The 12,952-nt window shown below is 64.4% G+C and carries 12 protein-coding genes; 2 read left to right on the top strand and 10 right to left on the bottom strand.

Translation table 11 applies throughout. The features are described 5' to 3' along the window. Positions 1-201: 201 nt before the first annotated feature. A complete protein-coding gene (locus ACWCPQ_RS20280; RefSeq protein ID WP_449901016.1) occupies positions 202-528 on the bottom strand; it encodes a hypothetical protein in 327 nt (108 codons plus the stop codon). Between ACWCPQ_RS20280 and ACWCPQ_RS20275 the strand changes: the two genes are divergently transcribed. Continuing rightward, positions 521-976 (top strand): hypothetical protein, encoded by a 456-nt coding sequence (locus tag ACWCPQ_RS20275; RefSeq protein ID WP_449901013.1) that lies wholly within the window; start codon positions 521-523, stop codon positions 974-976. The two genes, ACWCPQ_RS20280 and ACWCPQ_RS20275, sit on opposite strands and share 8 nt — an antisense overlap. Before the next feature lie 648 nt (positions 977-1,624). Here the strand turns inward: ACWCPQ_RS20275 and ACWCPQ_RS20270 are convergent. After that, positions 1,625-1,840, bottom strand: a complete 216-nt coding sequence (locus tag ACWCPQ_RS20270; RefSeq protein ID WP_449901010.1) for a cold-shock protein — start codon at positions 1,838-1,840, stop codon at positions 1,625-1,627. Positions 1,841-2,234: 394 nt separating this feature from the next. On the opposite strand from ACWCPQ_RS20270, the gene ACWCPQ_RS20265 reads away from it, so the two are divergent. Next, positions 2,235-3,182, top strand: coding sequence for an AraC family transcriptional regulator (locus tag ACWCPQ_RS20265; protein WP_449901007.1), 948 nt, complete (start codon positions 2,235-2,237; stop codon positions 3,180-3,182). Here ACWCPQ_RS20265 and ACWCPQ_RS20260 read toward each other — a convergent pair. From ACWCPQ_RS20260 to ACWCPQ_RS20225, 8 genes are all read right to left on the bottom strand, one after another. After that, entirely contained in the window at positions 3,130-4,329 is a 1,200-nt protein-coding gene (locus ACWCPQ_RS20260) for a cytochrome P450 family protein (protein WP_449901005.1), read from the bottom strand. The genes ACWCPQ_RS20265 and ACWCPQ_RS20260 overlap by 53 nt on opposite strands. A 1,013-nt stretch (positions 4,330-5,342) precedes the next feature. Then, positions 5,343-5,663, bottom strand: coding sequence for a hypothetical protein (locus ACWCPQ_RS20255; protein ID WP_449901002.1), 321 nt, complete (start codon positions 5,661-5,663; stop codon positions 5,343-5,345). Between the two features lie 48 nt (positions 5,664-5,711). Then, a complete protein-coding gene (locus tag ACWCPQ_RS20250) occupies positions 5,712-6,593 on the bottom strand; it encodes an alpha/beta fold hydrolase (RefSeq protein ID WP_449901001.1) in 882 nt (293 codons plus the stop codon). Continuing rightward, positions 6,590-7,273 (bottom strand): TetR/AcrR family transcriptional regulator, encoded by a 684-nt coding sequence (locus ACWCPQ_RS20245; protein WP_449900999.1) that lies wholly within the window; start codon positions 7,271-7,273, stop codon positions 6,590-6,592. The genes ACWCPQ_RS20250 and ACWCPQ_RS20245 overlap by 4 nt, the downstream gene beginning before the upstream one ends. Before the next feature lie 42 nt (positions 7,274-7,315). Next, the gene (locus ACWCPQ_RS20240; protein WP_449900997.1) at positions 7,316-7,795 is read right to left on the bottom strand and encodes a hypothetical protein; all 480 of its coding nucleotides are present in this window, start codon (positions 7,793-7,795) and stop codon (positions 7,316-7,318) included. Between the two features lie 149 nt (positions 7,796-7,944). Next, positions 7,945-9,882 carry a potassium transporter Kup gene (locus ACWCPQ_RS20235; protein WP_449900995.1) on the bottom strand — a complete coding sequence of 646 codons (1,938 nt, stop codon included), beginning with the start codon at positions 9,880-9,882 and terminating at the stop codon, positions 7,945-7,947. Positions 9,883-10,098: 216 nt separating this feature from the next. Beyond that, positions 10,099-11,163 (bottom strand): magnesium and cobalt transport protein CorA, encoded by a 1,065-nt coding sequence (locus ACWCPQ_RS20230; RefSeq protein WP_449901249.1) that lies wholly within the window; start codon positions 11,161-11,163, stop codon positions 10,099-10,101. 82 nt (positions 11,164-11,245) lie between these two features. Beyond that, positions 11,246-11,434, bottom strand: coding sequence for a hypothetical protein (locus ACWCPQ_RS20225; protein WP_449900992.1), 189 nt, complete (start codon positions 11,432-11,434; stop codon positions 11,246-11,248). Positions 11,435-12,952 lie beyond the last annotated feature (1,518 nt).

Here is a 12,952-nt window from a genome sequence, read left to right as displayed (position 1 = left end):
ATACCGTGCATCGGATTATTCGGTCGAAGTGGCTGACGCCACACCAAACCTGAAGCAGGGCAATCACTATCAGGAGCGGCTACGCCGGTCCGTCTCGGGTGAGACCCGGACCGGGATGCTGGGACAACCCGGTCCGGGCATGTTCACCACCGGCTACCGGCGCGGGCACCGGTCATTACGCCGCAGCGCCTTTCCGCAGGCTCAGCTGACAGATGTGGTGGTGAGGGTCGGGGACGGGTTCGGGTAGCACGAGGTCGCGACATTGCCGACCAGTGAGACGTTGGTCGTCATGGTCATGCCGGGACTGGTGTAGCTGGTCCCCGCGTACTTGCTGGTGATCGGTGTTCCGGCGGCGCCGGCGGTGACGTTGATGGTCACTGCCGGTGGGGTGAAGCTGGTGCCCCCGGCGATCGGACCCGGTACGGTCAGAACGACATTCCCACCCGACGTGGCGACGGTGCCGGCCACGGTACCTCCGGAGGCGGTAGCCGAGACCAATGTCGAATTCGCCGGAGTCGGGATGGTCATCTTCAGGTTGCTGATGTTGTTGACGGTGAAGCCGGAAGCCGTACCCGGAACCGACGAGGAACCCGGTGTGATGGTGATGGCCACCGCGGAGCCCGACGCCGCCGAGCTCGGTGCGGTGCCGGTGACCGATGTGGCCATGGTCGATGTTTGGCCGATACCGAGGATCGTGCCCCGGCAGTTCCAGTTCACGCTGACGGCGGCATTTGCCGGTGCAGCCAAACAAAAGACGGAAGCGATGGCCACCGGCGCAATAATGCCGGCACGGAGCAGGGACGAGGTCGATCTCATGGCAATCTCCAGGGAATGTCGAGCAACGGTACGACTGGATGTCGAACCCTCCGAAGGCGGGTGTTTAAAATATAGCCTGTTCTCATCATTCTGTGGTCGAAAACGCCGATCTCGGTGTTCCGGAAAAACCTTTCCGGAATTAAATATCCAGTCTGAATAGTTAATTACGAAAAGGGATTCCGCATGGATCGATTTCGCTTTCCTCGCATATCGGCTTTTCTATCACGGGATGGATAGTCCTGCAATTCACTCGAATATGGGCCCCGACCTGAGATTATATCCACCTCTGTCGCTCGCCAGCTTTCATATGGTTACCGTTCACGGAATTCTCTCGCCCACCGGGCACTCCGGATACGGAACCCGGCGCCGACTGAGCCGATTGCGGTGCAACCTCCGCCCGGTGGCTTGGCGCAGATGGTCGTCGCCGAGCCTGGTGCCATGCACTGCGGCATTGCCGACCTAGCCTCTGAGCTGCTGTTTTGTGACCCCGGATAAGTGCTGTAGTCGGCCGGGATCGACGGATGAGAGTCGTGGTAGCCGGACTTACCGTGCACCGATGCACCGCACGACGTAGGACCCTGGACGAGGCTCTGCACTTTGGGGGATAAACGCAGTGACCATATAAGACGGTTACCGCCGTCGGGATTCTGGCTGGCATCGACCACGTCGCCGGTGAATGAACCATGGTCCCCGTCGTAGCGGTAACGGGTGTCCTCGGGGTGGAAGTTGTAGACCCGAGGCTGCGCTACGGCGGTGGCGGGCCATACCGGAAGGGCCACGGCAGTCGCCGCGACCAGAGAAGCGACGGTTACGGCTCGTGGCGCTGCACCGATACGGCGCGGCTGGTGTACTCCCCTTGGGGTACGTTCTCGATCTCGGCGTCGACCGTGTCTCCCTCCTGCAAGGTCAGCGCATCGGTCCGAGCCATGCTGGATATGTGGAACCACGCGAGTGAGCCTTCGGCGCGAGTCAACACCCCAGTGCCGTTGCGGATGTTCCAGCGGTACACGGTGGCCTGTTCCATGGGCCGAACCCTCTCTCTCACTGGCTTCCTCGGTCGGGTACATGCTCGCATGAACATTGGGTCGCCGGTGGGGCTGCTGCACATCATCGAGTCGGTCGGGCGTAGGACTGTGGGTAGCACCGGCCACGCACCATTCTCGATCGACCGAGTCCGCGACCTCCGGTTGACGGAGTCGACGTTCATCGGCCAGAAGGTCGAGCCGACGAGCTTTCCCGTACAGGGGATCTCCCGGTGCCCCGTGTCATGCGTACCCGGTATCGTGATGACGCTGATCATTTCGACAGACAGCTCGGATAGCCGATCGCGATCGACGGGGGTGGTCAGGGTGCGTTGTTACACCATCGGTACATGCGGACCCGAGACCTTCGCGGGGCTCGCCGATGGATTCGTGCCGATGGCACACAAGTTCGAGGATTCGCGGAGCTGGTCCGCAGGGCTCACCGGCCAGGAGTCGAGTGGCTACCGGCTCCTGCGCTGGGATCAGCGCGGAACCCGCCATTGCCAACGGACCAGCCGTCATATCCGGACAGTTCCCGGTGACGACTTCTTCTGGGTCGTTATGCCCGACCGCGGCGGGTTCTCTATGCGATTCGACGACCAAGCTATCGACATCGGGCCTGGACAGGCGGTGATGGCCGGGCTGGAGGTACCGTGCAGCCTTCACATTCCCGCTTCGGCGGCCTACGCGTTCCAGGTGCCACGGACAGAATTCGAGCACCGTGCCCGCCCGCGCGCGCATATGAGGGTAGTGCTGGACACGGGTCGGGGCCTGGGAAGAATCGCCGGAGATATGCTCCGTGGCGTCCACACCGAACAGGCCGGGCTCACGGAACGAGAGTTCAACGCGGTGTGTGATCGGGTCACCGAGTTGCTGGGCATGCTGACCCTCGGCGAGACACAACCACAGCACGACTGTCAGACGGAAATCGCCGAAAGCGTCCGACGGTACCTGCGCGTGAATATCGGTCGCGCGGATGTGCGCTTGCCCGCGGTCGCGCATGCGCTCGGTTGGTCACCTCGCCAGCTCGGTGTAGTGCTGAGCCGGTCGGGGACCACCTTCCGAGATGTTCGTCGTGACGAGGCTCTCCGTGTGGCGCGTGACCTCCTGGCCGATCCGCGCACCACCCTCTCCATTACCGAGCTGGCTGTCCGGTGCGGATTCACACCCACCTGGTTCTCCGCGGCGTTCAAAGAACGCTACGGGATGACGCCACGGCAATACCGGAAGCATCGGTGTGCCGCGAGCACCGCCGGCGGGCGTGAACCGCACGTCGTTCTGTCTCGTGACGCTACCGTGCAGGATGCAGCCGGACCGGCAGCGCGACCGGGCCGACCGTGCTGATCTGAACGGTGTACTCGATCTCCGGAACCGGGACGGCCAGGGTGAGCCCGGGGTACCGGGTGAACAAGGTGGACAGGGCGATCCGGCTCTCCAATCGAGCCAGTGGTGCCCCCAGACAGAAGTGCGGTCCGCGGCCGAAAGCGAGCTGGTCGCGATGCTCGTGGTCGATATCGAAGACGTCGGCGTCGGGATAGCGCACCGGGTCCCGGCCGATGCCCCCGTGCCAGAGCGTCGGTGTGCCGGCGGCGATCTCGACACCGGCGACGGTCACGTCACGGATGGGATAGCGCATCAGCGCGCCTACCACCGAGGAACGGCACCGCAGCGTCTCTTCCACGACATCGGCCCAGCGATTTTCGGCTTGTGCGCGGGCCAGCTGTTCGGGGTACTCCTTCAGCGCCACCACAGCATTGCCGAGCAGATGCACTGTGGTCTCATGACCGGCCACAATCGCCAGCCAGAGCATACTCACCAATTCCTCGTCGGTCAGCTCGTTCTGTTCGTTCGCCTCGAGCAGCGCCGAGGTGAGATCGTCGCCGGGTTCACGCCTCTTGCGAGCGAGTAGTTCGAAGAAGTAGGCCCCCATCGATGCCATCGCCGCCTGTGCTTCCTCGCCGGTACTGGTCACCGAGACAATGGTGAGAGTCCAGTTCTTCAGTGCCGGCTGCTCGTCGACGGGGACACCGAACAGGTCGCAGATCACCCGGACCGGCAAGGGGGTGGTGTAGCTCGCGATCAGGTCGATCTCGTCGGCGTCCGGGAAGTTGTCGATGAGTTCGTCGGCGATCTGCTGGATCCGAGGCTCGAGCGCAGCGATCCGCGCAGGTGTGAAGGCTTTGTTGATGGTCTGCCGCAATCGCCGGTGCTCGGCGCCGTCCTGATTGAGCATATGCTCCGCGTCGGTCAGTGCCCGCAGTGCCCAGTCGGCGGGAATTCGCCCGTCGTGCAATGCCGGGCAATTCGACGGATGCTTGGCGAACACCTTGTCGTCGAGTATCTCGCTCACGGCCCGATGGCTGACCGCGATGCAGGCCGGCACACCGCCGGGCAGTTCGATGGGGACGATCTCACCAGCCCGGCGGATGCGCTCGTGGGTCTCCAGAATGGATTCGCCCGGGGTCGGAAGCTGGATCAACTTCTCGGCCATATTGTCTCCCTTGATATTTCGACTGCGAACGCAGCTCAGTTTCGGGGGCTGTTGAGTCGGACACAATCCGTGCGGGATTTTCCTACCAATTTCCGCAACTCTCGTGTGCGGAACCGTAAGTCCGGAGAAGCGGTGCATCGAAACCTGCCGATCGTTTCTTGCCCAGTGTCCGCAGTACCTCCCGGGGCTCGATGCGCCGCGCGACCGTGTCAAGGTGGTCGCCCGCCGACGGTGGAGCTCACCTCGGCCGTGGATATGCGGTGATCCCATCGCCCTGTGTGAGATCATCGCCCTCGCAATCGCGGGTTCACCGGCCGTCGCCGGGCCCACTGCTGTGGCCTGTGCGGTCACCCTTCGGTTCATGTCGAACGGGGGACCAGATCCGATGCCCTCGGCCATCTGGTCGCACAAGCGTTGGTGGCAACTGAAGCTCCGGCTCGTGACTGCTTGTTCGTCCTGGTCACGCATTCCTCGGAACTACCGGCCAGTCGGCACCTGCGCGATCTGATCGGCTATATCCGGTACCGGGACCTGGACAACCCGGTTGTGGACAGCGATGTGGTATCGATCTTCGACCTGCTCTGGGCTGCTGACGCGACTCGAAGAGCAACCGGAGGTTCGGCGGGGGCGCGCCCGCGATGCCGAGCGCGAGCAAGCCCGAGGCCGGCTCGCCCTACGACTCCTCACATCCGAATACGCGGTCGTCAATGTCGAGCCATCACTGCACACGCCGGAGTTCTCGGTCAGCGACCGGGCACCTGGGACTTACTCGAACGCCACGAGACATGGTGGGTCTGTTCGGTGTACAACACCAATATTGCCGGATCACCCGAAGGCTGAGCCGCCGGCTGATGCTCGCCCGCAGGTCGACCTCCGACCATTCCGGGGCTCGAGCCTCGCCCGGTGTGGGCGACGTCAGACAAAAATAATTGCTGACCTGCGATGGCAGCCATCTCGGCCACCGGCCCCGCGGCCCCGAGCCCGGCTGCTCGGGACCGCGTCCGGGACGGTGACTAGCGGGCGGAAGCCGACCAGCCGTAGTGGGTGGCAGTACGGCCCGCCGGGACCGTGGCCACAGGCGCGCCGCTGCAGTCCGGAGTGTTGTACACGCGGAAATCGCGAGAGCTGCGGTTGTCGAACCGGATATCACGCGCGAAACCGCTCGCCCAGCACGCGTCGAGATCGCTCAGCTCCAGGTTGTTGTCGACGATCACCACGTCCCGGCCGCCACCGAAACCGGCCGATCCGGTGGGTAACGCGGCCGCGGCGGGAGCCATCGCGGTCGCTGCGGCTACCGCGAGAACAGCTGCGAGACAGTACTTATCATGTTTCATATGCTGAATCGTAGTGGCGCGGCGTACAGGGATGGTCACAGGATCGGTTCAACGGTGGCCGGTCCGGACGAGAAAATCTTCGGTGACGCGAACGAATTCGGCCGGCCGGTCGTAGGTGACGATATGACCCGCACCGGGTAGCGTGACCAGCTCTCCGCCGGGTGCCGCCGTTGCGGCGGCGGCGAGATCGGTATGACCGACCAGTGTGTCGTGTTCCCCGCGCATCCAGAGGCTGGGCACCTCGAGCCCCGCCAATTCGGTGAGGTAGTTCAGCCGCATACGCCAGGGGCCGTATGCGTCGACCATCCAGTCGTCGAGCGCCGGCTCACCGTGCTCGGCCTTGGCGTGCGCTTCGGATCGGACGAGGTCGAGGATGGTGTCGAAGCCAGGGGTCTCGACTCCGGCGGTGAGGCTGCCGATCATCGACTTCCGGAGTGTTTTCGGGCTGCGGGAGAGATATTTGCTCGTGAGTTCCAGGAGTCCCGGGGTATTGATCATCGCCCAGGTGCCGAATTGGGCGCGCCGCTTCGCGCCGATACCGCCTGGCCCGATCGCAAGCAGAGCCGAGACGCGCTCGGGGTGGCGCAAGGCGTATCCGATACCGAGTCCGCCGCCGAGGGACAGCCCGATGAGCGCTGTTCGGGAGAGGGTGAGTTGGTCGAGCAGGTCGTCGAGGAAGTTGTCGAAAAACCTGCGGTCCAGGCGGCCGCGCCATGGTCGGCTGGCCCCGTGCCGAGGCAGATCGATCGCATGGACCTGGTATTTCGCCGCGAGGCGGTGGGCGACATCGCGCCAGACGCCCGTGGCGGTATCGAGCATGCCCCCGTGCAGGAGCAGCACAGGTGGGCCTTGATCGCCGGATCGGTAGTGGCGGACCGGGCCGCCGTGGACGACGAGGTCGGTATGAGCGGTGAAAACGGTGGTGGTCACAGGGGATCTCCCGGCTGGGCGAGCTGATCGGACAGTTGGTCGAGCAGGGTGAGCTGGGCGCGGCGAGCCGCCGCGGCGTCCACCGGCCCGTCGCCGGCCAGTCCGCGACCCGTCAGCTCCGCGAACAGCGTGACGACATCGCCGAACTCCGCTGGGCTCGCGGCGCCGAGGACGCCCGGGGCGTTGATCAAGCCGATGGTGAAGAAGCCGAGCATCCGGGTGATGGTCTCGCTCGGCACGGTGTCCGCGACCACTCCGGCTCGTTGCAATCGTTCGATGTAGTCGGCGAGCCAGCCGAAACGCAGCGCGTAACGCTGGTCGGTGACTCCACGGATGTGTTCGCCCAGGACCGCGTCATCGCCCAGATACAGCGCTCGCATGAGAGGTTCGGCGAGCAGCGCCTCCACACCGAACCGGTACACGGCGGGCAGATCGACCACGCCGTCGGCATCGAGCACCTGTCGGTGCACCCGTGCGGTCATCCGCCGCATGCTGTGGCCGAGGACGGCGTCCAGGATGGCGGTTTTGTCGGCGAACTCGCGGTAGACGGCGCCTTTGCCGATACCGGCGCGTTCGGAGATATCCGCGACCGTGGTGCGGGGCCATCCGATTTCGAGAATCAGATCGGCGGCCGCGGTCAGTATCCTTCCGCGTCGGTCGGGGACGAGAGGGCGGGGCATATGGCTCCTGCGGCGTAGTGACCATAAAGTTGATATCGGTCACTACGATAGCAGGTGCGTGCTCGGCGCCAGATCGGCGAGGTTGTTCATGGCGCCGGGATGGCCCTGGGCGGCAGCCCGCCGCCACGCGCTTTCCGCCTGCGCGGCATCGCCCTGATCGGCGCAGTGCAGACCGTGTTCGAACAGCGCCCGGCTGTCGGCTGCAGTGCCGGGTTCGGACGCGATGGTCTCGGGTGCCGGTCGGCGGACGGGTGCGCTGAACAGTCGCAATTCGCCGGCGATATTGACGCGTCGTCGCTGCGGGCGGGGCCGGCCGCTCCGGTGCAGGATGTCGTCGGCGCGCCAGAAGAGCTCGTCCAGGGTGAGTCCGGTAACGGCGGCGGCCCTGAGCAGCGCGCCGGTGAAGGCCGTGTGCCGGTGGCCTTCGGGTGCCTCGGAAGTTTCGTTTCTGGAGGACGAGGTGATGGTGTATGTGCCCTGGATATCGATCTGACCGTCGATCACGGCGGCGGAGCTGCTCACGGCCTCGAATGCGCGACCCGAATAGCAGCAGTCCAGAATGAGAACTCGCGTGCGAGCGCGACTGTGCGCCAGAGTATCCCGCAGCGCCGCGAACGGAACGGAACTCCATTCGGGGTGCGTCGGCTACGCGCGGAAGATCATTTACCCGATTACACCTCGACCTGGGACCCCATGATCACGGTCCGTTCGCGGGGCAATCCGAAGTAGTCGGCGGCATCGGAGGTGATGAAGGAGGTGGCGATGAACAGGCGTTTGCGCCAGGCGGCCATGGTGGGTGCGTCGCCTTTCTTGAGTTCGATTTTGGACAGGAAGTAGGAGGCGTCGTCCACCGAGATCGGGCCTTCGGTGCGGGCCGGGTCCAGCTGGCGCAATATGTTCGGTACGTGGGGTGGTTCCATGTATCCGTGGTAGGCGGTGACATGGATGATGCCGTCTTCGGTGTAGCCGAGCGCATCGATGCGGACGCGGTCGGGCGCGGCCACGCGCGGGACGGGGAGGGTCTCCAGTGACAGGATCACGACGTGTTCGTGTAGCACACGGTTGTGTTCGACATTGGCGCGCATGGCCAGGGGTGTGGTCCGGTTACCGCGGTTGAGGAACACCGCGGTGCCGGGCACCCGGGTCAGTGGTGGTTCACGGTCTCGGAGTCGGCCGACGAACTCGCGCAGCGGCCCCTCGGCCTTCTCTCGTGCGGCATTGACCACGACACGGCCGCGCGCCCAGGTGATCATCACCGTGAACGCGGTCACGCCGATCAGCAGCGGCAGCCATGCACCGTGGACGAGCTTGGTCAGGTTCGCAGCCAGGAACAGTGCGTCGATCGCCAACAGTGGGATCGCGCCGAGCAGCACCAGCCACAGTGGGGTGCGCCACTTGGTGTGGGCGACGTAGAAGAACAGCAGGGTTGTGATGGTGATGGTCGCGGTCACCGCCATACCGAAGGCGTAGGCCAGTGCCGCGGAGGACTGGAAAGCGAAGACCAGAGTCAACACCGACACCATGAGTAGCCAGTTGATCCAGGGAACGTAGATCTGGCCGATCGTCGATTCCGAGGTGTGCGCAATGCGCAGCCTCGGTAGATAGCCAAGCTGCACCGCTTGATTGGCCACCGAGAAAGCGCCGGTGATCACCGCCTGGGAGGCGATCACCGTGGCGGCGGTGGCCAGCAGCACCAGCGGTAGCCGCGCCCAGCCGGGGGCGAGCAGGAAGAACGGGCCACTGATCGTGGCCTGGTCGTGCAGTATCAGTGCGCCCTGACCGAAGTAGCTGAGGGTGCAAGCAGGAAGGACCAGCCCCAACCACCCCGTGGTGATGGCCTTGCGCCCGAAATGGCCCATATCCGCATACAGCGCCTCGGCGCCGGTGACGGCGAGGACGATAGCGGCCAAGGCGAAGAACGCGATATGGAAATGTCCGACAGCGAAACTCAGCGCGTAGGTCGGCGACAGTGCCTTCAGGATCTCCGGTTGCCGGGCGGTCCCCGCGATACCGAGGGCGCCGATCACCAGGAACCACAGGATCATCACCGGCCCGAACAAGCGCCCCACAGCGGCGGTTCCACGCCGCTGCACGGTGAACAGCCCGATAATGATGACCACGGTGATCGGGATGATCACGTTCTCGAAGTCGGGCTCGACGATCTTCAACCCCTCTACCGCAGAGAGCACCGAGATCGCGGGCGTGATCATGCTGTCACCGAAGAACAGAGCGGCACCGAATATTCCGACTCCGGCCAGTACTGCGGCTGCCCGGCGGCCACGGCTTCCGCCGAGACGCCGCAGTAGCGTGATCAATGCCATGATGCCGCCTTCACCGTCGTTGTCGGCGCGCATCACCAGCGAGATATAGGTGAGGGTGACGATGATCATCACCGACCAGAAGATCAGCGACACCACTCCGTACACGTTGGCGGTATTGACCGGTACCGGATGCGGATCCTCCGGATTGAACACCGTCTGCAGCGTGTAGATCGGGCTGGTGCCGATATCACCGAACACCACCCCCAAAGCACCCACCACCACCGCGGCACGCACCGGGCCACGGCCCGCGGTGTGTGCCGGCGAAGCCGACTGTGTCTCGGTAACCATGTGCTGTGTTCCTCCTGAACCTGGTCCGCATCAGATCGTGCCGTAGACGCGATCGGAGCCGATCAGCTACACCGGGCGAACCTGAAAACCGACGAAGACTCCTGCCCTGGCGTGAGCAGGCGGCCACTGTGTCACCGGCCGCGTCGGGGCCGGACGCTGATAGTTGCTGCCATGTCGAAGAACAGCACCTCCTCGAACACCTCGGCTCGGAAAGCATCACAGCCAGCCGTTGCGGCGGAACAGGACGACCAATCCGCTGCATGCCGTGATCATGACGGCCAGCACAGCCGGATAGCCCCAGACCTGTTTCAGTTCGGGCATGTGTTCGAAGTTCATCCCGTAGATTCCGGCGACCATGGTGGGGACCGCAGCGAGCGCGACCAGCGCGGAGATCTTGCGCATATCGGTGTTCTGCCGCACGGCGATCCGGGCCAGAGTCGCGCCGATCAGCGCGGACAGCGCCTCGTCGAAATCGTGGACACGTTCGGCGGCGGTGGTGTGGTGGTCGGTGACATCACGCAGATATCGCCGCACTTCTTTGCTGAGGCCGGACTCGGGCCGGGTCAGCATCTGCAGCGGAAGATCGAGCGGGACCACCGCCCGGCGCAACTCGACGATCTCGCGTTTGAGTTGATAGATGGACTCGATGGTGAGCCGGGAGCGAGGGGTGAACACCTCCTGCTCCATCTCCTCGACATCGGTCTCGATCTCCTGCACGACTTCGAGATAGGTATCCACGACATGATCGGCGATCGCGTGCAGAACCGCGCCGGGTCCCAGCCGTAACCGGTCGGAGTCGGCTTCCAGCTCTGCGCGAACTTCCCGCAATCCGGAGTGATCGCCGTGGCGGACCGCGACGACGAAATCGGGACCGAGGAAGATCAGGATCTCGCCGGTCAACACGATCTCGCTGACGCTGTGCATATCGTGCTCGACATAGGCCACGGTCCGCATCCCGAAAACCAGGGTGTCGTCGTAGCGTTCCAATTTCGGGCGCTGCTTACCGGCTACGGCGTCTTCGACGGCCAACCGATGCAGTCCGAATGCTTCGGCGACCACGCTCATCTGGTGGATATCGGGTTCGTGCAGACCCAGCCAGACGAACCCGCCCGCGTTGCGGACCTCGGCCAGCGACTCGGTGAAATCGAACCGTCCGGGTAGCCGGTGTCCGTCACGGTAGATGCCGCAGTCCACAACCGCCCGTGCCACCGGCACCGGTTTCCGTTCCAACGACACTTTCGATCCGCTACCGCGGTGCTCCGATCCACTCAGCACGGGCAGAGCCTAGAAGCCTCGCCACCGCAGCCCCAACCGGCCCGTCGAACGCAGACAGATTTTCCGCGCGCGGGCCGGGGTGGTGGTGTCAGGGGTGCAGCCACAGATCCCAGCCCGGACACACCAGCGCCGCGGCGAGCGCACCCAGTCCCACCGCTGCTGCGATCGCCCACCCGCCACCGGTCTCGCCGACCCCGACGAGGACGATCAGCACCGCGAACACCGAGGTCAACAGCTGAGCGGCGGAGCGATATCTGATCAGGAACGGTCGCAGCACCTGTTGTGTCTTTCGCGCTGTAGGAGCAGGCCCGGCATCTCTGTACCTCTGGAATCGGAATCGGTGGTGCGTCCACTCTGCCCCGTCGGCCGGGCCTCCGGTCTGATCTTTACGGAATTCGAACGCCGGGTTGCCGTGGCACAGAACAGGCAGGGACGCACTTTCGGATCCCGGGCCGGCGGCGATTCAGGAACCGGGGGTCAAGACCGCGTCAGGATCGAGAGGCCGGCGTTTCCGCTGCGGTTCTGCTGTTCACACTGGCGTGGTGTCTGTTCGGTTTCGATCGCAGTGAAGAGGGTCTTGTGGAAAGTTTCCTGTGCACTGTTGTGCTGCTCGTGGCCTTTGCCGCAGTGATGTTGGTGCTGCGTGGCCTGAACAGCCGCGGCGACTCGACCGTGATGCGCTCGGACCGCGCCGGTCTGCGTCCGGACGGTGTCGTGGTCCGGGGTCGCGACGATGGCCGTACCCGACAGTGATCCCCGGGGCGTGAGGGGGTGGTCACCGTATGCGTCGAGATCGTGTCAGCGGCGGGCGCTCCGGCCGTGAGAGGGCCGAGACTGGTGCGGTGACTGCTGTATCGCACGAGGCCGAGTCGGCCGTCGGCCGTTCGCGTCCGTCCGGCCCGCAAGCGAGAAACTGCGCGCAGGTTCAGGCTCGGGAACTGCTGGGAGATCTCACTACCGGTGGGTTTCATAGCTGCCGGCCCGCACTTCGAGTTCGCCGGTCATGCCATCGAGAGCTGCACGGTGATGGGCACGGCGGGTACGGCAGCGACCGTGCGGTGTGCACGATGCAGACATCCCGAGACTGATCGTCGGCGGCAACTGTGAGCCGGAGAGTCCTGCCCACTGTGTCGAACGTGATGATCTCGTGAAATTCGGTGTGGATGAACCCGCAATCGTTGACCGCTGAAGTTTCGAGCCGGGGCAGTATGACAATGTGTGTGGCAGTGCGCGCCGGACCGAACACTTCCTTGTCGATCACCTGGCGTAGCGCATCCGGTACGACACCGCACTGATCGACCCGGCGCGTCACCAGCGCGACGACGGAATCGGCCGATGCGGGCGTGTAGGAGTCCGGGGAGATCCGGTCGATCCGGTACGGGCGGTGGCGGGTGCCCGCCGGGTCGATCCTGCCGCCGATGTAGTCGTCACGGAAGTATTGGTTGCCGATCAGGGCGGACAGCAGATCACGATCGGGCGGCGGGGCGCGGCGATGGTGAACTGCTTTGATATCGATCCACTGTCGCGAGGGGTTGCCACCCTCCGGGAAGTCGAAATCCCGGAAGTTGATGGAAGACCCCTGGTATTCCAGGTTCGCCGATGTCTACACGTACCCATCTCTGTCTGACCAGCTTCGGCAGGCTCGAGCGAGTGTCCAGAGCTCTCGATGTTGAACTGATCTGAGGAGCGGGCGTGCTGCGAGGAAGATTCGGCCGGCTGTTGGCGATGGCGGGTATCACCAATTTGGTGGATGGTGGTGCTCGGATCTACCTTCCGCTGCTGGCCATCGCCTGGG

Source organism: Nocardia sp. NPDC001965, assembly GCF_053594175.1.
Note: the sequence above shows the minus strand (reverse complement) of the source record. Positions and strands in the feature narration are given on the sequence as shown.